The organism is Rhodobacter sp. Har01 (assembly GCF_020564565.1).
In the GTDB taxonomy this organism is placed as follows: domain Bacteria; phylum Pseudomonadota; class Alphaproteobacteria; order Rhodobacterales; family Rhodobacteraceae; genus Pseudogemmobacter.
Genome location: NZ_JAJCTD010000005.1, coordinates 207,546 through 225,368, shown reverse-complemented (window position 1 = coordinate 225,368; position 17,823 = coordinate 207,546). Strand labels below are relative to the sequence as shown.

Sequence of the window (17,823 nt, the reverse complement as noted above, 5' to 3'; positions counted from 1 at the left end):
AAGGCCGCAAGAGATGACCGAAGCCGCAGCCCTGATCCGCGCCGCCGCCGGCGACGCCCCGGTCCGCCTCGGCCTGATCCTCGGCTCCGGCCTCGGGCACCTGGCCCAGACGGTCAACGGCCCCGCCATCCCCTATGCCGACCTGCCGGGCTTTCCCCACATCGGCGTTTCGGGCCACAACCCGCACCTGCATGTCGGCACCCTGCACGGCATCCGCGTCGCCGTTTTCGGCGCGCGCGAACACTACTATGAAAACGGCAACCCCGCCGCCATGCGCCCCGCGCTGGAAACCCTCAAGGCCCTGGGCGCCCCCGACCTGATCCTGACCAACGCCGCCGGTTCCCTGCGCCCCGACATCCGCCCCGGCGACCTGATGCTGCTCTGCGACCACATCAACTACAACGGCCTGAACCCGCTGATCGGCGAGCCGACCGATGCCCGCTTCGTGCCGATGACCGATGCCCACTCCCCGCACTTGCGCGCCGCGCTGCAGGCCGCGGCCCAGGCCGAAGGCATCCCCCTGCCGCAAGGCACCTACTGCTGGTATTCCGGCCCGTCCTTCGAGACCCCGGCCGAGATTCGCATGCTGAAAACTCTCGGCGGCGATGCGGTGGGCATGTCCACCGTGCCCGAGGTCATCCTCGCCCGCTTCCTGGGCCTGAACGTCGCCGCCATATCCACCATCACCAACATGGCCGCCGGCCTGTCGGACGAGGCGATCAGCCATGCGCACACCAAGGCCATGGCCCCCCTGGGTGCGGCAAAACTGGAACGCATCCTGAGGCATTTCCTGACGAACCTCCGATGAGGCGAAACCCCCTTTGACTTCGCCGCCAAAGGGCGCAACCCTCTGGCACGCCTTTCCCTTCCCCCGCCGCAACCGATGCAGCTTTACCTCCCCATCGCCGAGGTCTCCGTCGACGCCTTCCTGCTTCTCGGGATCGGCGGCATCGTCGGCTTTCTGTCGGGCATGTTCGGCGTGGGCGGCGGTTTTCTCATCACGCCGCTGCTCCTGTTCATCGGCGTGCCGCCGGGCGTCGCGGTGGCGACAGGGGCGAACCAGGTGGTCGCCTCCTCGGTTTCGGGCGTGCTGGCGCAGCTCAAGCGCAAGGCGGTCGATTTTCGCATGGGCTTCGTGCTGCTGGTCGCCGGCGTGGCCGGGTCGATCGTCGGGGTCCGGGTCTTCGCCTGGATGGAGAAGCTGGGCCAGCTCGACCTGTTCGTGCAGCTTTGCTACGTGGTCTTCCTGGGCTTCATCGGCGCAACGATGTTCCAGGAATCGCTGCGCGCGCTGCTCAGGGCCAAGGGCGGCAAGGCCCCGGTGCGCCGGGCACATACCCACAGCTGGGTGCATCGCCTGCCGCTGAAGATGAAGTTCCGCACCAGCGGGCTTTACATCAGCATCATCCCGCCGGCGCTGGTGGGGGCCTTCGTCGGCTTTCTGGCGGCGATCATGGGGGTGGGCGGCGGCTTCATCCTGGTGCCGGCGATGATCTACCTCCTCGGCATGCCGACCAGGGTGGTGATCGGCACCTCGCTGTTCCAGATCATCTTCGTCACCGGCTTCACCACGGTCATGCATGCGGTGAACAGCCAGACCGTCGACATGATGCTGGCGCTGCTCTTGATCCTGGGCGGGGTGATCGGGGCGCAGATCGGCACCCGCGTCGGCGTCAAGCTGAAGGCCGAGCTGTTGCGCGTGCTGCTGGCGGCGCTGGTGCTGGCGGTGGCGATCCGCATCGGCGTCGACCTGCTGGTGCAACCGGCCGAGCTGTTCTCGGTCGCACCGGGGGTGCTGCCATGATCCGCGCCCTGGCGCCCCTGCTGATCGCGCTTGCGCTGCCCGTCCTGGCGCAGGACGCAGCCGCGCCAAAGCCCGAGACCATCGTCTCGGGGCTGAGCCAGAACCGTGTCGCGATCACCGCCGATTTCGACGGTTCGGAAATCCTGGTCTATGGCGCGATCAAGCGCGAGTTTCCGGTGCCCGAGGGACGGGTCGATGTGATCATCACGGTCGAGGGACCGTCCGGCCCGGTGACGGTGCGGCGAAAGGAGCGGGTCGCCGGCATCTGGATCAACAACGCCTCGGTCCGGGTCGACAGCGCGCCAAGCTTCTACGCCGTGGCCACGTCCGGAGAACTGGCCACCAGCCTTTCGGCGACCGAGAACATCCGCCACAACATCACCATCGACCGGGTGATCCGGGCGGTCGGCATCGCGTCGGAAGCCGACGCGTCGGCGGATTTCGTGCATGCCCTGGTGCGTGTGCGCAGCGACGAGGGCCGGTACCGGCTGCTGGAAAACAAGGTGCAACTGACCGAGTCGACACTGTTTCGCACCGACGTGGCCTTGCCGGCGAACCTGATCGAGGGCACCTACAAGGTGCGCATGTTCGTGCTGCGCGAGGGCCGCGTGGTGGCGGTGCAGGAACGTTTCATCGGCGTGCGCAAGGCCGGGCTTGAACGGCTGATCTTCAACCTGTCGCGCGAACAGCCGCTGGCCTATGGCCTGATCTCGCTGGTGCTGGCCGCTTTCGCCGGCTGGGCCGCCTCGGCCGCCTTCCGCTTCATCCGGATCTGACCGCCAGCATCCGCCCCTGATCCGCCCCCGATCCGTCACAGCGGCGCAGGCGCGCCGCATGCCTGTTGCCTTGTTGTCGCCTTTCAGGCTCCGCCTTGGGCGTCGGGGGCTGGACGAAAGGCCTGTGACCGCCCTGGCCGACGCTCTGTTTCAAGGCTGCCGGGCTGCAGGGGGCGCGGTCAGGCCTTCTTCTTGCCTGCCGCCTGGGCCTCTTCCAGTGCGGCAATGCGGGCGGCCAGCGCGGTGTTCTCTTCGCGCGCCTTCTGGGCCATCGCCCGCACCGCATCGAATTCCTCGCGGGTGACGAAGTCGCGGTCCGCCATCCAGCGGTCGACAAGGCTTTTCATCGCCGTCTCGGCCTCGGTCTTCGCACCCTGCGCCACGCCCATGGCGTTGGTCATCAACTGGCTCATGTCGTCGAGAAACTTGTTGCGGCTTTGCATGGCTGGGGCCTTTGTTGGGGCGTTTGGCCCTATATGCGCGCTCGCCCCCGGCTTCACAAGACGGCGCGGCACCGTTGACATCACCTTTGCCCGACCCGACAAGCGGTCGACAAGGAGCGCCGCATGATCGCCTTTCCCGAGATCTCGCCCAATGTCTTCGAGCTTCCCATCGGCGGCATGACCTTTGCGCTGCGCTGGTATGCGCTGGCCTATATCGTCGGGCTGCTGGCCGGATGGCGCCTGGTCACCCGGGCGGTCAATACCCCCCGGCTGTGGTCCGGCGCCGCGCCGATGACCGCCGAGCAGGTGGAACGCCTGCTGACCTGGGTGATCTTCGGCGTCATCCTGGGCGGCCGCATCGGCTATGTGCTGTTCTACAAGCCCGGCGACTATCTGGCAGACCCGTTCGCGGTGTTCCGCCTGTGGGAAGGCGGCATGTCGTTCCACGGCGGTTTCCTGGGCGTGGTGCTGGCCGGCGTCTGGTTCTGCCGGCGCGAGGGCATCGCGATGCTTTCGACCGGAGACCTGATGGCCATGGTCGCGCCGATCGGGCTGTTCCTCGGTCGCCTTGCCAACTTCGTCAACGCCGAGCTTTGGGGCCGTCCCACCGACCTGCCCTGGGGCGTGGCCTTCCCTGGCGAGGCCGCACAGGCCTGCGCCACCGCGACGGCGGCCTGTGCCCGCCACCCCAGCCAGTTGTATGAGGCCGCGCTGGAAGGCCTGATCCTGGGCGCGGTGCTGCTCTGGATGGTCTGGCGCCGGGGCGCCTTGCGCTTTCCCGGCCAGACCATGGGCCTTTTCCTGATCGGCTATGGCCTGGCCCGCTTTGCGGTGGAATTCCTGCGCCAGCCGGATGCGCAATTCGTCTCGCCCGGCAACCCCCTGGGCCTGGCCTGGCACGTCGGCGGCTGGGGTCTGACCATGGGCCAGCTTCTCAGCCTGCCGATGATCCTGGTGGGCCTGTGGTTCCTGGCCCGCGCCCGGCGATGACGCCGCTGGCCGCGCTGCTGGCGGACCGCATCCGCGAGGGCGGGCCAATCACCGTGGCCGATTACATGGCCGAATGCCTGCTGCACCCGATGCACGGCTACTACTCGAACCGCGATCCCTTCGGCGCCGCAGGGGATTTCACCACCGCGCCCGAAATCAGCCAGATGTTCGGCGAACTGGTGGGCCTGGCGCTGGCGCAGGCATGGGCAGACCAGGGCGCACCGGCGCGCTTTACCCTGGCCGAGCTTGGCCCCGGCCGCGGCACGCTGATGGCCGATGCCCTGCGCGCCACCCGCAGCGTGCCGGGCTTCCATGCCGCGGCGCAGGTGGTGCTGGTCGAGGCCTCGCCGGTGCTGCGCGCCCGCCAGCGCGACAAGCTGGCGCCGCATCCCGTGATCTGGGCCGACACCGCCGCCGACCTGCCGGACCAGCCGCTGTTCCTGGTGGCAAACGAGTTCTTCGATGCCCTGCCGATTCATCAGTACCAGTGCGCGCCCGACGGCTGGCGCGAGCGGCTGGTCGGCCTGCGCGACGGCGCGCTGGCCTTCGGTCTGTCCGAGCGGCTGTTCAAGGCGCCCGTCCTGCCCGCCTTTCGCGACGCCGGGCCGGGGGACGTGGTGGAAGACAGCCCGGCCTCGCGCCAGGTCATCTTGCAAGTGCTGCACCGCCTGACCCGGTTTGGCGGCCTGGCCTATGTCGTCGACTACGGCGGCTGGCGGTCGCGCGGCGATACGCTGCAGGCCCTGCGCGCGCATGCCTTCGACGACCCCCTCGCCCATCCCGGCCAGGCCGACCTGACCGCGCATGTCGATTTCGAGGCGCTGTGCTGCGGCCAGCCGCATGCCTACACCACCCAAGGCGTATTCCTGTTGCGGCTTGGCATCGAGGCCCGCGCCGCCCGGCTTGCCCAAGGACTGACCGGCGCGGCGCTGGAAAGCCACCTCGCCGCGCTTCGCCGCTTGACCGACGCCCGCGAAATGGGTTCGTTGTTCAAGGTGCTGGCGCTGACCGGCGCCGGATCACCGCCCCCACCCGGATTTGACCCCGCCTGATGTCCGCCAACCTGGAAATCCTCACCGCCGACGCCCTGCCGTTCCGGCACGGCTTCTTTACCCGCAAGGGCGGCGCCTCGTCGGGGGTCTATGCCGGGCTGAACTGCGGCACCGGTTCGGGTGACCAGGCCGAGATCGTGGCAATCAACCGGGGCCGGGTGGCGGCGGCGCTGGACGTGCCGCCCGAGGCGCTGCTGACCGTCCACCAAGTGCATTCGCCGGATGTCGTCACGGTCACCGGCCTGTTGCAGGGCCACCCGCAGGCCGACGCGCTGGTGACCGCCACGCCCGGCCTGGCGCTGGCGGTGCTGACCGCCGATTGCCAGCCGGTGCTGTTCGCCGACCCCGGCGCCCGCGTCATTGGCGCCGCCCATGCCGGCTGGCGCGGGACGCGAGATGGCGTGCTGGAAGCCACCCTCGACGCGATGGAGGCTCTGGGCGCCCGGCGCGTCGACATTGCCGCGGTCATCGGCCCCTGCATCAGCCAGGCCGCCTATGAGGTGGGGCCGGAATTCCTGCAAACCTTCCTCGACGAAGACCCCGGCAACGCCCGGTTTTTCGCCGGCGGGCCGAACGGCCGGCCGCGGTTCGACCTGCCGGCCTATGGCCTGCACCGGCTGCGCAGCGCCGGGGTGGGCCATGCCGAATGGACGCGGCACTGCACCTATCGCGATTCGGAGCGGTTCTACAGCTTCCGCCGCACCAGCCATGCCGGCGAGGCCGATTACGGCCGGCTGATCTCGGCCATCCGACTGTGATCGCCACAGGATTTCCTTGATTCGGCAGTCCGCCCGGCCCGGCGCTGGCGGCGGGCACAAGATAAGGTGCCATCGGCCGCATTGATCGCAAATCCGGCACGATCACCCGCCATCGTTTCCCAATGAGAAATGGCGCCGATCCATCACCAATCGGCCCAATCCTTGCCGCATTGTGCCGTGAATCTGCAAGCAAGACCCGGAACGCAAGGCAAGGAGGCCCCGATGACCCGCGAGACCAAGACGGAACGCCGTTGGCTGACCGCGGTGATTGCCGCCTCGAGTCAGCCGCTGCCGGCCCTGCCCTGGGCGCGCGGGGCGCGCAATCCGCAGCGCCGCGCCGCGCCGCAGCCTGTTCCGGCCCCGCGCCGCCCCGCGGTGGCGGCGCGCTGACGGCTTCGCCGGTTCTCCGGCACCCTCCGGCCCGCCAGGGCCGGATGCCAGGCCCGGTCTCCTTGAGGAACGGGGTCCCGCTCGGGAAGATGCGGCTCCGGTGCTCCTCTGGCACGACCGGGGCCGCATTTTCGTTTGCGATCCGGGCAAGCCTCAGGCGTGGCGGGCGAGGCGCGCCTCAAGCACGTCGAAGGGCACGCCGGGTTCGTCCTTGGCGCAGCGGATGACCAGGCTGGTCTTCACGTTCGCCACGTTCTCGGCCTTGAGCAACTCGCCGGTCAGAAAGCTTTGGAACGTCGACAGGTCAGGCGAGACGCATTTCAGGATGAAGTCGATCTCGCCGTTCAGCATGTGGCATTCGCGAACCAGCGGCCAGGCCCGGCAGCGCGCTTCAAAGGTGGAAAGGTCGGCCTCGGCCTGGCTGTTCAGCCGCACCATGGCAAACACCGCCACCTCGAAGCCCAGTTCGCGCGGGTCGATCTGGGCGTGGTAGCCGCGAATGTAGCCCTGCTCTTCCAGCGTGCGCACCCGGCGCAGGCAGGGCGGCGCGGAAATCCCCACCCGGCTGGCAAGTTCCACGTTGGTCATGCGGCCATCGACCTGCAGTTCCGCCAGGATCTTGCGGTCGATCTCGTCCAGCTTGTGGCCAGCCATCCCCGTCTCTCCGGTTTTGCCGTCTGTCTAGGGCCTTGGACGGGGCTGCGCAACAATCTTTCAAACCCGCGCAAGAAAAAGTCGCCGCCGTTTCGTGCGAATGCCCGGGAACGCAACGCATCGGGGCTTCCGGCCCGCGCAAGGGTTGAATATATCGGCCCTGCAACAAGGGGACAGCCATGGCCGAGACACGTCACACCAGGGTTCTGATCATCGGTTCCGGCCCGGCGGGCTATACCGCCGCGGTCTATGCCAGCCGCGCCATGCTGAACCCGGTGCTGATCCAGGGCATGCAGCCCGGCGGCCAATTGACCATCACCACCGAGGTCGAGAACTGGCCCGGCGACAAGACCGTGATGGGCCCCGACCTGATGCAGCGGATGGAGGACCACGCCCGCGAGATGGGGGCCGAGGTCATCACCGACATCGTCACCCGGCTTGACCTGTCCCGCCGCCCCTTCACCGCGGAAACCGACAGCGGCACCACCTGGACGGCGGATGCCGTGATCCTGGCCACCGGCGCCCAGGCGCGCTGGCTGGGGCTGCCGTCCGAGGAAAAGTTCAAGGGCTTCGGCGTGTCGGCCTGCGCCACCTGTGACGGGTTCTTTTACCGCGGCCGCGAGGTCGTCGTCATCGGCGGCGGCAACACCGCCGTGGAAGAGGCACTGTTCCTGACCAACTTCGCCTCGAAGGTCACCGTGGTCCACCGCCGCGACAGTTTCCGCGCCGAGAAGATCATGCAGGACCGGCTGTTCAAGAACCCCAAGATCACCGTCGTCTGGGACAGCGCGGTGACCGAGGTCAAGGGCACCGAGGCGCCGCTGGGCGTCACCGCCGTGACGGTGCAGAACGTCAAGACGGGCGAGACCCGCGACATCCCCTGCGACGGCTTCTTCGTCGCCATCGGCCATGCGCCCGCCTCCGAACTCGTCAAGGATCAGTTGGAGTTGCACAACGGAGGCTACGTGAAGGTGGAACCGGGCAGCACCCGCACTTCGATTGCCGGCGTCTTCGCGGCGGGCGACCTGACCGACCACATCTACCGCCAGGCCGTCACCAGCGCCGGCATGGGCTGCATGGCCGCGCTGGACGCGGAAAAGTTCCTCGCCGGACACTAGGGCAGCGTCTTGACCTTGCGCATGGCGGGCCGGCCGGTCTGGCTGCAGACTGGCCGCAGGCTGGCTGCAGACTGGCTGCAGGCTGGCTGCAGCCTGCCCACCATCCGCGAACGGAGGCGCCGATGAGCATCCTTCTGGCCTGGGCTGCGGTCTTCGCGGCCCTGTTCGTGATCCCGATCCTGGTCTATGGCGCGGCCTCCGCGCTGACCGGCATCCAGCCGCCCGGCGGCGACCCGCGGGCCTTCCTGACCGGGGTCGCCGTGTCCAAGGCCGGCACGGCGCTGGCCTTTGTCGGGCTCTGGCTGGTCGCCCGCGATGCCCCCGGCTTCTCGCCCCTGATCTACGTCGCGCTCTGGTGGGGCATGTTCGTCATCGGCGAGGTGGGCCAGGCTCTTGGCCCCGACTACAGCCGCACCGAGGCCATTGCCGGGGGGATCTCAGAGACCCTGTATCTGCCGCTTGCGGGCTGGATCCTGACCCGGCTGCTGCCGGTGTGACGCCGCGCATGCCTGCCGTCGAAGCCGTCGCAGACCTCCGCATCTGGCGCATCCTCCGCGCCAGCGACCTGCCCCGACTGATGGACGGTGCGCACCACCCCGAGGGGCGGTTCCACCATGACGGACAGCCCGCCTTCTACTGCTCGCCCAGCCCGCAGGCCGCGGGCCACGCCGTTGCCCCCTACCTGCGCCCCGGCGACGGGCCGCGGCTTCTTGTGCCGCTTCGGCTGACCGTCGCCGGCCTGTGCGATCTGCGCGACCCCGCGACGCTGGCCCGCCTGGGCCTTGCGGGCGACGAGACCGCCGTGCCCTGGCGACCCCAGCGCGCGGCCGGGCTGCCCGCCACCACCTGGCGTGCCAGCGATGCCGTCCGCGCCAGCGGTGCGCCGGGGATGATCTATACCGCCCGCTCGGCCCCCGACCGCTGGCACCTGGTGCTCTTTGCCTGGAACGCCGGTCCCGGCTCGGCCGCGCTGGCCCCCGCCGGCCCGCCGCGGCCGTTCATTGCCCCCGGCTGACCGGTACCGGAACGCCGTTTCCGTTTCCGCAGCGCTGGCGGAACGGCCGCCCGGGCTGCGCCCCTGTCGCAGCAGTTCCGCCTTTTCTTGATTCAAATTCTTCGCTTCCGCTTGAATTCCGCCGCAAACGCGGGCTAAGGCCCCGCGCGAAAGCGGGCAGCGCCGCCCCTGCCCAGCCATGTCCTGAAAGGCCCCTTGCACATGTTGCCGCTTCCCAACCTCGCCCCGATCCCCGAGCTTTATGTCTCGTACGAATCCGCCCAGAAGCTGAAGCATGAGGCGGCGAACCTGCCGTCCTGGGACCTGACCCAGCGCCAGGTCTGCGATCTGGAACTGCTGATGAACGGCGGCTTCCATCCGCTCAAGGGCTTCATGAGCCAGGCCGACTATGACGGCGTGGTGGAAAACATGCGCACCGCCGACGGCACGCTGTTCCCGATCCCGATCACGCTGGACGTCAGCGAAGCCTTCGCCGACAAGGTCGAACCCGGCCAGGACATCGCGCTCCGCGACGCCGAGGGCGTGATCCTGGCGATCCTGTCCGTCACCGACAAATGGGTGCCGAACAAGCCGAACGAGGCCGCCAAGGTGTTTGGTGCCGACGATCTGGCGCATCCGGCGGTGCACTACCTGCACCACCAGGCCGGCCCGGTCTACCTGGGCGGCCCGGTCACCGGCATCCAGCAGCCGGTGCACTATGACTTCAAGGGTCGCCGCGACACGCCGAACGAGCTGCGCGCCCATTTCCGCAAGCTGGGCTGGCGCCGCGTGGTGGCCTTCCAGACCCGCAACCCCTTGCACCGCGCGCACCAGGAACTGACCTTCCGCGCCGCCAAGGACGCGCAGGCGAACCTGTTGATCCACCCCGTCGTCGGCATGACCAAGCCGGGCGACGTGGACCACTTCACCCGCGTCCGCTGCTATGAGGCGGTGCTGGACAAGTACCCTGCGCAGACCACCCACCTGTCGCTCCTGAACCTTGCCATGCGCATGGCCGGCCCGCGTGAGGCGGTCTGGCACGGCATCATCCGCCGCAACCACGGCTGCACCCACATGATCGTGGGCCGCGACCATGCCGGTCCTGGCAAGAACAGCGCCGGCCAGGACTTCTACGATCCCTACGCCGCGCAAGAGCTGTTCGCCCAGCACGCGGCCGAGATCGGCATCGAGATGGAAGATTTCAAGCACATGGTCTATGTGCAGGAAAAAGCCCAGTATTACCCGGCGAACGAGGTGCCCGAAGGCAGCACCGTGCTGGACATCTCGGGCACCGAATTGCGCCGCCGCCTGCGCGAAGGCTTGGACATCCCGGAATGGTTCAGCTTCCCCGAAGTGGTGACCGAACTGCGCCGCACCTCGCCGCCGCGCAGCAAGCAGGGCTTCACCGTGTTCTTCACCGGCCTCAGCGGATCGGGGAAATCCACCATCGCCAACGCGCTGATGGTCAAGCTGATGGAGATGGGCGGCCGCCCGGTCACCCTTCTGGACGGCGACGTGGTGCGCAAGCACCTGTCGTCCGAGCTGGGGTTCTCCAAGGAACACCGCGACATCAACATCAAGCGCATCGGCTATGTCGCCAGTGAGATCACCAAGAACGGCGGCATCGCCATCTGTGCGCCGATCGCTCCCTATACCGCCACCCGCCGCGCCGTGCGCGAGATGATCGAAGCCTACGGCGCTTTCGTCGAGGTGCATGTGGCGACCAGCATCGACGAATGCGAACGGCGCGACCGCAAGGGCCTGTACAAGCTGGCCCGCGAAGGCAAGATCAAGGAGTTCACCGGCATTTCCGACCCCTACGAGGCGCCGGAAAAGCCCGAACTGCGGGTCGAGACGGAAGGCACCGAGGTGGACCATTGCGCCCACCAAGTGATCCTCAAGCTGGAGGCGATGGGTCTGATCAAGGCCTGAGGCCAGATCCTCGCAGCGAAAAAGGGCGCCCTTCGGGGCGCCCTTTGGCTTTTTGCGGTCGGCCGGGCGGTCACTCGGGCCGCATCATCCGGCGCAGCACATCATCCTTCAGCAGGTAGTGGTGGGCCAACCCGATCAGGGCATGCACCCCGGCCAGAAGGATCAGGATGTTCCCGGCCAGGGCGTGGACGCCACCGACGAACTCCACCCCGCCGAACCAGGCGATGGAACCGCCCAGCGGCACCGCCACCATCAGCAGATACAAAAGCCCGTGCAGCGCCGAGGCCGCCTTGCCGCGCGGACCCGGCTCCTGTTCCGGACCGCCGCGGACCAGCCGCAGCAGGATGCGGATCACCGCCAGCCCCAGGATCGTCAGGCCCAGCCAGACATGCAGACCGCCGCCGGCCTCGGGGTGCTTCAGGGCCTCTTCCATGCCTTCGCCGGTCAGATAGTTCACCAGCACCGCCAGCGCGATCAACCAGTGCAGCGCGATCTGCGCACCATTGTAGCCATAGCGTACCGCCATCTCGTCCTCACCAGAAAAAGGGTCCCGCGCGCAGTCTAGGCGCAGGCGCGTCGGGTGGACAATGCGACCAGACGGCCCTGCCCGCGCGGCGGCGCGTCCACACGGCCCTGCCCGCGCCGCGGCGCGTCCACACGGTCCTGCCCGCGCGGCGGCAAGGCGCCGCCTTTACCCGGCCCGCCGGCTCTGCCAGCCTCGCCGCGAAACCGGAGGTGACGGATGTTCGCGATTGCAGAGCTTGACGCCGCCGCGGGCCTTGTGGCTGCGCGGGTGCCGCCCACGCCGGCGCTGGACTGGCCGCTGCTGGCACAGGCCCTGGGCGCGGGCCAGGTGATCGTCAAGCATGAGAACCACGCCCCCACCGGCGCCTTCAAGGTGCGCGGCGGCATCACCTTCATCGACTGGCTGCGCCGCACGCATCCGCGGATGCAGGGCATCGTTACCGCCACCCGCGGCAATCACGGCCAGTCGCAGGCGCGGGCGGCCACGGCGGCCGGGTTGCGCGCGCTGATCGTGGTGCCGCAGGGCAATTCGGTGGAAAAGAACGCCGCGATGCGGGCCTATGGCGCCGAGCTGATCGAACACGGGCAGGATTTCGACGCCGCCCGCGCCCATGCCATGCAGTTGGCCGAAAGCCAGCCGCTGTTCCCGGTGCCGCCGTTTCATCGCGAACTGGTGCGCGGTGTCGCCACCTACGGGCTGGAGCTGTTCCGCGCCCACCCGGACCTTGACCGGGTCTATGTGCCCATCGGCTGCGGCTCGGGCATCTGCGGCACCATCGCGGCGCGCGATGCGCTGGGGCTGAAGACGGAAATCGTCGGCGTGGTGGCTTCGGCAGCGGATGGCGCGCTGCGCTCGGTCCGGGCCGGGCATGTGGTGGAAACCGACAGCGCCCGCACCTTTGCCGACGGGCTGGCGGTGCGGGTGCCGGTGGCCGAGGCGCTGGCGATCTACCGCACCGGCGCGCACCACCTGGGCGCGGTGTCCGAGGGCGAGATCGCCGCCGCCATGCGGCTTTACTTCACCGCCACCCACAACCTGGCCGAAGGCGCCGGCGCGGCCGCGCTGGCGCTGGCCCTGCAAGAGCGTGACCAGATCGCCGGCCGCAAGGTCGGCCTTGTGCTGTCGGGCGGCAACATCGACAGCCCGCTCTATGCGCAGGTGCTGGGGGGCGGCGTGCCCGCCGCCTAGGGGCCGCGGCCTCAGTGCACCGAAACCGGCGCGAAATCGTGGGCGCGGGCCAGGTGAAAGGCCATATTGCGGTCGGACACCAGGGCCAGCCGCTGGCCGTCGGGGGCATGCACCGAATAGATCATCTCGACCCCGCCCTCGATCTGGGCGCGCAGCTCATCGGGCAGGTCGGCCACCGCAACGGGGCGGACATAGACGATGCGCGCGCCACCCTCGGGCAAGCCACGGAAAGGCGTGTTCATCTAGAGCCTCCTTCCTTGCGGCCGATGCGGATGGTCTGCACCACCGTCTCGGGCACCACCCGGTGCAGATCGACGTGCAAAAGCCCGTTCTCCAGCGCCGCTCCGGCAACCTCCACGCCATCGGCCAGCACAAAGCTGCGCTGGAAGGCGCGGGCGGCGATGCCGCGGTGCAGGAACACCCGGTCCTGCGGCTCTTCGCCCTGCCGGCCGCGGATCACCAGTTGCCGGTCCTCGATGGTGATCGACAGGTCTTCTTCGCGGAAGCCGGCCACCGCCAGGGTGATGCGATAGGCCTTCTCGCCGGTCGCCTCGATGTTGTAGGGGGGGTAGCCCTCGCCTCCCGATTTCGCGGTGCGCTCGACCAGCCGCTCAAGCTGTTCGAAGCCCAGCAGAAAGGGATGCGTGCCCAGGCCCAGTTTCGTCATTCGGACAGTCCTTCAAGAAAGCGACGCCAGCCGGACCGAACCCCGCGATCGGGCATCCCGTCCGTCTTTCGGAATATGGGGCGCCCCCCGCGCGCCCGCAAGCCCGCGACATGATGCCGAAGATGAGAATAATCCTGCCGGAAACTGCTGCGAATCGCTCCGTTCCCTGTATCCTTGCCGCCAAAACAAGCACAGCGACCCAAGGCTGCCATGAACGCCCCTTCCGAAATGAGCTTCGATGAAATGCTGCGCGTGAAGCTCGAGGTGCTTCGGCGCGAGCATCGCGATCTGGACGAGGCGATCCACGCTCTGGAAGCCACCGGCCGGCCCGACCAGCTGACCCTGCGGCGGCTGAAAAAGCAGAAGCTGGCGTTGAAGGACACCATCGCCCGGATCGAGGATCAGCTGATCCCCGACATCATCGCCTGAGACGCGCCCGGCCGCTTTGCCCGCCGGTTCAGCCGGGCATCAGCCCTGCCTCGCGCGCCAGCCGCCGCATGTCGGCCTCGATCAGGACCGGGTCAAGGCCCAGGCCCAGCCGGGCCATCAGGTCGTGCTGCTCGGCCGTGAAATCCTGCATCGCGCCCATCCGGACCTCGGGGTCGCGCGGGAAGGCCGGGCCGAACAGCGCCATGCCCTCGCGCAGGGCCAAGGCCTCGGCGGTCAGGCCGCGGATCTCGAAGACCAGCGCCAGCTTCGGCGCCATGGTGGCAGAGGGGCTGAAGAAATATCCGTCCAGCCCGCCCTCGGCCGAATCGGCCAGGTAGGCATCCATCATCACCAGCGCCGCCTGCGCCGATCCGCCCGAGAAATGCGCGCGGTCGCCTTCCTCGGCGGTCCACCAGGACTGACCGATGCACTCGGTCCAGAGCCGGTCCATCAGCCAGCCAAAGCGGTCGTCCTCGGTCAAGGCGGCCAGTTGCGCGGCATAGGAGCTTGCGGTGGCCGGGTCCTGTGCGATCAGCGCCTCGGCGGCGGCCAGCGCGCGGTCGCCCGGCGGCGGCCAGCGGAACGACAGATCGTCAAGCGCATCGCTCAGCGCCTGGTCCACCGTCTCGCCGCTGTCATCCACCAGTTGCGCCACCCGGTCCGCCGGCAGATCGCCCCAATCCGGGTACAGTCCGATGGCCTCGCGCAGAAGCCGGGCCTCGGCTGTCAGGCCGCTGCGGTCCATCGCATCCAGAAGCCGCGCCGCGACCAGTGATTCCGCGCCCTGGGTCAGGGCATAGACCGCCGCCGAGGGCTCGTTCTCGACCTCGGCCAGGATCATCAGATAGGGCAGGTCGGCCAAGGCTGGCGGCAGCGACGCCGCACGCGCGGCCAGCGCGTCGCGCAGGGCGGCGGCCTCGGGCGCCGGCGGATACGAGCCGTCCACCCCGGCCGCCTCCCAGTCCACCGTCGCAAGCGCGGCATTGCGCAGCGCCAGTGCGTCCTGTTCGAACAGATAGCTCAGCGGCACCGGGCCCGCCGTGGCGCCGCGGGCGCAAAGCCCGCCCGCCACTTGCGCCGCCGCCGGGCCTGCGGCGGCCGCCGCCGCCAGGGCCAGTGCCGATAGCCAAGCTCCGATCCGCATGTGCCACTCCCAACCGCCACGCGCAGCCTAGCGCAAGCGTCGGCGGGCGAAACCCCCTTCCCGGCTTGCTCCCCAAGTCGTGGCAGGGTATGCGCGGGCCAAAGGCAGGAGGGCCAGAAATGGGCGTGTCCGTCGGCATCATCATGGGGTCGCAGTCCGACTGGGACACGATGAAGGAGGCCGCGCTGCTGCTGGACGAACTGGGCGTGGCCTATGAAACCCGCATCGTCTCGGCGCACCGCACGCCCGACCGGCTCTGGGCCTACGGCAAGACGGCGGTCGAGCGCGGGCTGAGGGTCATTATCGCCGGCGCCGGTGGGGCGGCGCATCTGCCGGGCATGATGGCGTCGAAGACCCGGCTGCCGGTGATCGGCGTTCCGGTGCAGACCAAGGCCCTGTCGGGCGTGGATTCGCTTTATTCCATCGTGCAGATGCCAAAGGGCTATCCGGTCGCCACCATGGCCATCGGCGCGGCCGGGGCAGCCAACGCTGGGCTGATGGCCGCCGGCATTCTGGCGCTGTCCGATGCAGCCCTGGCCGACCGGCTGGACGCCTGGCGCGCGGCGCTGTCGGCGTCGATCCCCGAGGAGCCGAAGGATGACTGAACCGCTTCCGCAAGGCGCCACGATCGGCATCCTGGGCGGCGGGCAACTGGGCCGGATGCTCTCGGTCGCGGCCAGCCGGCTGGGCTATTGCTGTCACATCTATGAACCGGGGACGGCGCCGGCGGGCGATGTGGCCCACCGCGTGACCACCGCGCCCTATGAGGATGAGGCGGCCCTGCGCGCCTTTGCGGCCTCGGTGGACGTGATCACCTACGAATTCGAGAACGTCCCCACCTCGGCGCTGGATCTGCTGGAAGCCTTGCGCCCGATCCGCCCCAACCGCCGCGCGCTGGCGGTCAGCCAGGACCGGATCGAGGAAAAGTCCTTCCTCAACGCCCTGGGCCTGCAGACCGCCCCCTGGGCCGCGGTCAACTCCGAATCCGACCTGCAGGCCGCGGCACAGGCCCTGGGCCTGCCGGCCATCCTCAAGACCACCCGGCTTGGCTATGACGGCAAGGGCCAGGTGCGGCTGGACAGCGAAGCAGACATCCCCGCCGCCTGGGCCGCCATGAACGGCGCTCCGTCCGTGCTGGAGGGCTTCATCGCCTTTGACCGCGAGATCTCGGTGATCGCCGCCCGCGGCGCCGACGGCAGCGTTGCCGCCTATGACCCTGGCGAGAACATCCACCGCGACGGCATCCTGCGCACCACCACCGTGCCGGCCCGGCTGTCCTCGGGGCAACAGGCCGATGCAGTGCTGGTGGCCGCCCGCATCCTGAACGCACTGGATTATGTCGGCGTGATGGGGGTCGAGCTGTTCGTCACCCGCGCCGGCCTTCTGGTAAACGAGATCGCGCCCCGGGTGCACAACTCGGGCCACTGGACGCAACAAGGCTGCACCGTGGATCAGTTCGAACAGCACATCCGCGCGGTGGCCGGCCTGCCGCTGGGCGATGGCGGGCGCTATGCCGATGTGGTGATGGAGAACCTGATCGGCGACGATCTGGCGCGCGTGCCGCACCTGCTGCAAGACCGCGATGTGGCCCTGCACCTTTACGGCAAGGGCGCCCCCCGTCCCGGCCGCAAGATGGGCCACGTCAACCGCGTCTCGCGCGGCTGAGGCCGGGGAACCGGAATTCGAAGTCGAATTCCGTGCACGATTTCCGGCTTCGGAAATCGTCTCCCCGCCTCAGCCGTGGTCGAACCGCCCCTGCCGCAGGAACTGCACCACCTGCCGGATCACCCCGGGGTTCACCATCATCCAGGTGTGGCTGACGTCCATCACCAGATGGTCCGCCATCCCCTCCAGCCGCGTGCTTGCAACCGACACCTTGCCGTCATCAGGCCCCGGCAAGTATTGGCTGAACCACGGGCTGACCGACCGTGTTCCGGCAATGATCCCCACCGGATAATCCGGCGGCGGCAGCCGGTTCGGCCAGCTTCGCGGCCCGGTGCCCAGGTCCACCCCCGCCGGCCCGTTGAACAGATGAAACACCCGCCAGTCGCCGAACCGGTCCACCACCTCGGACCCATGGTTCGGCGGCGCCAGCATCACCACCCGGCCCAGGCCCGGCGGATGCCCCCGCGACAGCCAGTCGCGCACCAGGATGCCGCCCATGGAATGGGTTACCAGATGCGTCACCCCCGCATGCGGGGCCGCAAAGGCCGCCGCCACGCCCGCGACCAGCTCCTCTGGCGGCGCCTTGGTCGAGGGATAGGCCGCATGCTCGACCGTAAAGCCCGCGGCCCGCAGCGCCAGCCCCATCGCCGCCAGCGACCGATGCGTCCGCGCCAGCCCATGCACCAGGATCACCCGTTCGGCCGGCACGCCGCCGCCCGCCCGCTCGGGGGACGGGTCTCGCAACAGGGGCAGGGCATCGCGCAGCATGGCCCGATCATCCCCGCCCGCCGCCGCAACGCAAGGTCCGGCCTGCCTGACCCAGCGTCACGGTTCCGGAGACCCGGTATCCGGCAGCCCCTTGGCCAGCCGCTGCCGCGCCTCGCGCGCAAGCAGCTCATAGCGGTTGCGGAATTCCTCAAGCATGCCTTCGTCCAGTTCCTCCAGGTCGAGCAGGGCGTTGTGCGCCCCCTTGGTGGCCCGGATCAGCTCGTCCAGCTTCAGCTGGATCGCTGCGGTATCCCGGTTCTGGGTGTTCTGGATCAGAAACACCATCAGGAAGGTCACGACGGTGGTGCCGGTGTTGATCACCAGCTGCCAGGTGTCGGAAAAGCCGAACACCGGCCCGGTCACGATCCAGACCGCGATCACCGCCAGCGCCAGCACGAAGGTCCCCGGCCGCCCGCACCAGTGCGACACCCGTTTCGCCACATCGCCATAGGCCATCTGCACCTCCCATGCCCAGGCTCCAGCTTGCCCGCAGCCGGCGCCTCTGGACAAGCCCCGCCCTCCCGC

At 68.9% G+C, this 17,823-nt stretch carries 23 protein-coding genes; 15 read left to right on the top strand and 8 right to left on the bottom strand.

Going from position 1 to position 17,823, the window contains the following annotated elements; all coding sequences use genetic code 11:
* The first annotated feature begins 13 nt into the window (after positions 1 to 13).
* From LHP98_RS13970 to LHP98_RS13960, 3 genes are all read left to right on the top strand, one after another.
* A complete protein-coding gene (locus tag LHP98_RS13970; protein ID WP_227253157.1) occupies positions 14 to 808 on the top strand; it encodes a purine-nucleoside phosphorylase in 795 nt (264 codons plus the stop codon).
* A 75-nt stretch (positions 809 to 883) separates the two neighbouring features.
* The gene (locus tag LHP98_RS13965; RefSeq protein ID WP_227253156.1) at positions 884 to 1,804 is read left to right on the top strand and encodes a sulfite exporter TauE/SafE family protein; all 921 of its coding nucleotides are present in this window, start codon (positions 884 to 886) and stop codon (positions 1,802 to 1,804) included.
* Positions 1,801 to 2,580: a TIGR02186 family protein gene (locus LHP98_RS13960; RefSeq protein WP_227253155.1), complete on the top strand. Its 780-nt coding sequence runs from the start codon at positions 1,801 to 1,803 to the stop codon at positions 2,578 to 2,580. The genes LHP98_RS13965 and LHP98_RS13960 overlap by 4 nt, the downstream gene beginning before the upstream one ends.
* Positions 2,581 to 2,759: 179 nt before the next feature.
* Here LHP98_RS13960 and LHP98_RS13955 read toward each other — a convergent pair whose 3' ends face one another.
* Positions 2,760 to 3,023: an accessory factor UbiK family protein gene (locus LHP98_RS13955; protein WP_227253154.1), complete on the bottom strand. Its 264-nt coding sequence runs from the start codon at positions 3,021 to 3,023 to the stop codon at positions 2,760 to 2,762.
* 123 nt (positions 3,024 to 3,146) lie between these two features.
* Between LHP98_RS13955 and lgt the strand changes: the two genes are divergently transcribed.
* From lgt to LHP98_RS13935, 4 genes are all read left to right on the top strand, one after another.
* Positions 3,147 to 4,013, top strand: coding sequence for a prolipoprotein diacylglyceryl transferase (gene lgt / locus LHP98_RS13950; RefSeq protein ID WP_227253153.1), 867 nt, complete (start codon positions 3,147 to 3,149; stop codon positions 4,011 to 4,013).
* The gene (locus LHP98_RS13945; RefSeq protein ID WP_227253152.1) at positions 4,010 to 5,065 is read left to right on the top strand and encodes a class I SAM-dependent methyltransferase; all 1,056 of its coding nucleotides are present in this window, start codon (positions 4,010 to 4,012) and stop codon (positions 5,063 to 5,065) included. The genes lgt and LHP98_RS13945 overlap by 4 nt, the downstream gene beginning before the upstream one ends.
* Positions 5,065 to 5,823 carry a peptidoglycan editing factor PgeF gene (pgeF, locus tag LHP98_RS13940; protein WP_227253151.1) on the top strand — a complete coding sequence of 253 codons (759 nt, stop codon included), beginning with the start codon at positions 5,065 to 5,067 and terminating at the stop codon, positions 5,821 to 5,823. Before LHP98_RS13945 ends, pgeF begins: the two co-directional genes overlap by 1 nt.
* Before the next feature lie 222 nt (positions 5,824 to 6,045).
* Positions 6,046 to 6,213 carry a hypothetical protein gene (locus tag LHP98_RS13935; RefSeq protein WP_227253150.1) on the top strand — a complete coding sequence of 56 codons (168 nt, stop codon included), beginning with the start codon at positions 6,046 to 6,048 and terminating at the stop codon, positions 6,211 to 6,213.
* Positions 6,214 to 6,366: 153 nt separating this feature from the next.
* On the opposite strand, the gene LHP98_RS13930 is transcribed toward LHP98_RS13935, so the two are convergent.
* Positions 6,367 to 6,867 (bottom strand): Lrp/AsnC family transcriptional regulator, encoded by a 501-nt coding sequence (locus LHP98_RS13930; RefSeq protein ID WP_227253149.1) that lies wholly within the window; start codon positions 6,865 to 6,867, stop codon positions 6,367 to 6,369.
* Positions 6,868 to 7,046: 179 nt separating this feature from the next.
* Here LHP98_RS13930 and trxB point away from each other — a divergent pair, with 179 nt between their 5' ends.
* The 4 genes from trxB (at position 7,047) to LHP98_RS13910 (ending at position 10,911) form a co-directional block, all read left to right on the top strand.
* The gene (gene trxB / locus LHP98_RS13925) at positions 7,047 to 7,985 is read left to right on the top strand and encodes a thioredoxin-disulfide reductase (RefSeq protein WP_227253148.1); all 939 of its coding nucleotides are present in this window, start codon (positions 7,047 to 7,049) and stop codon (positions 7,983 to 7,985) included.
* Positions 7,986 to 8,107: 122 nt separating this feature from the next.
* Complete coding sequence (locus tag LHP98_RS13920; protein WP_227253147.1) at positions 8,108 to 8,482, top strand: hypothetical protein; 375 nt, start codon at positions 8,108 to 8,110, stop codon at positions 8,480 to 8,482.
* An 8-nt stretch (positions 8,483 to 8,490) separates the two neighbouring features.
* On the top strand, positions 8,491 to 9,000 hold the full coding sequence (locus LHP98_RS13915; RefSeq protein ID WP_227253146.1) for an RES family NAD+ phosphorylase: 510 nt from the start codon (positions 8,491 to 8,493) through the stop codon (positions 8,998 to 9,000).
* Between the two features lie 204 nt (positions 9,001 to 9,204).
* Entirely contained in the window at positions 9,205 to 10,911 is a 1,707-nt protein-coding gene (locus LHP98_RS13910) for a bifunctional sulfate adenylyltransferase/adenylylsulfate kinase (protein ID WP_227253259.1), read from the top strand.
* A 70-nt stretch (positions 10,912 to 10,981) separates the two neighbouring features.
* On the opposite strand, the gene LHP98_RS13905 is transcribed toward LHP98_RS13910, so the two are convergent.
* Positions 10,982 to 11,437 carry a cytochrome b gene (locus LHP98_RS13905; RefSeq protein WP_227253145.1) on the bottom strand — a complete coding sequence of 152 codons (456 nt, stop codon included), beginning with the start codon at positions 11,435 to 11,437 and terminating at the stop codon, positions 10,982 to 10,984.
* Positions 11,438 to 11,653: 216 nt separating this feature from the next.
* On the opposite strand from LHP98_RS13905, the gene LHP98_RS13900 reads away from it, so the two are divergent.
* Positions 11,654 to 12,625, top strand: coding sequence for a threonine dehydratase (locus LHP98_RS13900; protein ID WP_227253144.1), 972 nt, complete (start codon positions 11,654 to 11,656; stop codon positions 12,623 to 12,625).
* Between the two features lie 11 nt (positions 12,626 to 12,636).
* Here the strand turns inward: LHP98_RS13900 and LHP98_RS13895 are convergent, their stop codons facing one another.
* A complete protein-coding gene (locus tag LHP98_RS13895) occupies positions 12,637 to 12,867 on the bottom strand; it encodes a DUF1150 family protein (RefSeq protein WP_227253143.1) in 231 nt (76 codons plus the stop codon).
* On the bottom strand, positions 12,864 to 13,292 hold the full coding sequence (locus LHP98_RS13890; protein WP_227253142.1) for an Hsp20 family protein: 429 nt from the start codon (positions 13,290 to 13,292) through the stop codon (positions 12,864 to 12,866). Before LHP98_RS13890 ends, LHP98_RS13895 begins: the two co-directional genes overlap by 4 nt.
* A gap of 210 nt (positions 13,293 to 13,502) precedes the next feature.
* Here LHP98_RS13890 and LHP98_RS13885 point away from each other — a divergent pair, with 210 nt between their 5' ends.
* A complete protein-coding gene (locus LHP98_RS13885; RefSeq protein WP_227253141.1) occupies positions 13,503 to 13,721 on the top strand; it encodes a YdcH family protein in 219 nt (72 codons plus the stop codon).
* A gap of 28 nt (positions 13,722 to 13,749) precedes the next feature.
* Here the strand turns inward: LHP98_RS13885 and LHP98_RS13880 are convergent, their stop codons facing one another.
* Positions 13,750 to 14,865 carry a hypothetical protein gene (locus LHP98_RS13880; protein WP_227253140.1) on the bottom strand — a complete coding sequence of 372 codons (1,116 nt, stop codon included), beginning with the start codon at positions 14,863 to 14,865 and terminating at the stop codon, positions 13,750 to 13,752.
* Positions 14,866 to 14,984: 119 nt separating this feature from the next.
* Here LHP98_RS13880 and purE point away from each other — a divergent pair, with 119 nt between their 5' ends.
* Together purE and LHP98_RS13870 are read left to right on the top strand one after the other, a co-directional pair.
* A complete protein-coding gene (purE, locus tag LHP98_RS13875; RefSeq protein ID WP_227253139.1) occupies positions 14,985 to 15,470 on the top strand; it encodes a 5-(carboxyamino)imidazole ribonucleotide mutase in 486 nt (161 codons plus the stop codon).
* Positions 15,463 to 16,530, top strand: a complete 1,068-nt coding sequence (locus LHP98_RS13870; protein WP_227253138.1) for a 5-(carboxyamino)imidazole ribonucleotide synthase — start codon at positions 15,463 to 15,465, stop codon at positions 16,528 to 16,530. Before purE ends, LHP98_RS13870 begins: the two co-directional genes overlap by 8 nt.
* Before the next feature lie 69 nt (positions 16,531 to 16,599).
* Here LHP98_RS13870 and LHP98_RS13865 read toward each other — a convergent pair whose 3' ends face one another.
* On the bottom strand, positions 16,600 to 17,298 hold the full coding sequence (locus tag LHP98_RS13865; RefSeq protein WP_227253137.1) for an esterase/lipase family protein: 699 nt from the start codon (positions 17,296 to 17,298) through the stop codon (positions 16,600 to 16,602).
* A gap of 57 nt (positions 17,299 to 17,355) precedes the next feature.
* Entirely contained in the window at positions 17,356 to 17,754 is a 399-nt protein-coding gene (locus tag LHP98_RS13860) for a low affinity iron permease family protein (protein WP_227253136.1), read from the bottom strand.
* Positions 17,755 to 17,823: the final 69 nt, after the last annotated feature.

Bases quoted from the DNA above. Each gene is read 5' to 3' on its own strand.
- LHP98_RS13955 (WP_227253154.1), bottom strand. From the start codon at position 3,023: ATGCAAAGCCGCAACAAGTTTCTCGACGACATGAGCCAGTTGATGACC.
- LHP98_RS13920 (WP_227253147.1), top strand. From the start codon at position 8,108: ATGAGCATCCTTCTGGCCTGGGCTGCGGTCTTCGCGGCCCTGTTCGTG.
- LHP98_RS13905 (WP_227253145.1), bottom strand. From the start codon at position 11,437: ATGGCGGTACGCTATGGCTACAATGGTGCGCAGATCGCGCTGCACTGG.
- LHP98_RS13960 (WP_227253155.1), top strand. From the start codon at position 1,801: ATGATCCGCGCCCTGGCGCCCCTGCTGATCGCGCTTGCGCTGCCCGTC.
- LHP98_RS13930 (WP_227253149.1), bottom strand. From the start codon at position 6,867: ATGGCTGGCCACAAGCTGGACGAGATCGACCGCAAGATCCTGGCGGAA.
- LHP98_RS13900 (WP_227253144.1), top strand. From the start codon at position 11,654: ATGTTCGCGATTGCAGAGCTTGACGCCGCCGCGGGCCTTGTGGCTGCG.
- LHP98_RS13970 (WP_227253157.1), top strand. From the start codon at position 14: ATGACCGAAGCCGCAGCCCTGATCCGCGCCGCCGCCGGCGACGCCCCG.
- LHP98_RS13880 (WP_227253140.1), bottom strand. From the start codon at position 14,865: ATGCGGATCGGAGCTTGGCTATCGGCACTGGCCCTGGCGGCGGCGGCC.
- LHP98_RS13915 (WP_227253146.1), top strand. From the start codon at position 8,491: ATGCCTGCCGTCGAAGCCGTCGCAGACCTCCGCATCTGGCGCATCCTC.
- LHP98_RS13895 (WP_227253143.1), bottom strand. From the start codon at position 12,867: ATGAACACGCCTTTCCGTGGCTTGCCCGAGGGTGGCGCGCGCATCGTC.
- pgeF (WP_227253151.1), top strand. From the start codon at position 5,065: ATGTCCGCCAACCTGGAAATCCTCACCGCCGACGCCCTGCCGTTCCGG.
- LHP98_RS13860 (WP_227253136.1), bottom strand. From the start codon at position 17,754: ATGGCCTATGGCGATGTGGCGAAACGGGTGTCGCACTGGTGCGGGCGG.
- LHP98_RS13865 (WP_227253137.1), bottom strand. From the start codon at position 17,298: ATGCTGCGCGATGCCCTGCCCCTGTTGCGAGACCCGTCCCCCGAGCGG.
- LHP98_RS13935 (WP_227253150.1), top strand. From the start codon at position 6,046: ATGACCCGCGAGACCAAGACGGAACGCCGTTGGCTGACCGCGGTGATT.
- LHP98_RS13965 (WP_227253156.1), top strand. From the start codon at position 884: ATGCAGCTTTACCTCCCCATCGCCGAGGTCTCCGTCGACGCCTTCCTG.
- purE (WP_227253139.1), top strand. From the start codon at position 14,985: ATGGGCGTGTCCGTCGGCATCATCATGGGGTCGCAGTCCGACTGGGAC.
- lgt (WP_227253153.1), top strand. From the start codon at position 3,147: ATGATCGCCTTTCCCGAGATCTCGCCCAATGTCTTCGAGCTTCCCATC.
- LHP98_RS13890 (WP_227253142.1), bottom strand. From the start codon at position 13,292: ATGACGAAACTGGGCCTGGGCACGCATCCCTTTCTGCTGGGCTTCGAA.
- LHP98_RS13870 (WP_227253138.1), top strand. From the start codon at position 15,463: ATGACTGAACCGCTTCCGCAAGGCGCCACGATCGGCATCCTGGGCGGC.
- trxB (WP_227253148.1), top strand. From the start codon at position 7,047: ATGGCCGAGACACGTCACACCAGGGTTCTGATCATCGGTTCCGGCCCG.
- LHP98_RS13885 (WP_227253141.1), top strand. From the start codon at position 13,503: ATGAACGCCCCTTCCGAAATGAGCTTCGATGAAATGCTGCGCGTGAAG.
- LHP98_RS13945 (WP_227253152.1), top strand. From the start codon at position 4,010: ATGACGCCGCTGGCCGCGCTGCTGGCGGACCGCATCCGCGAGGGCGGG.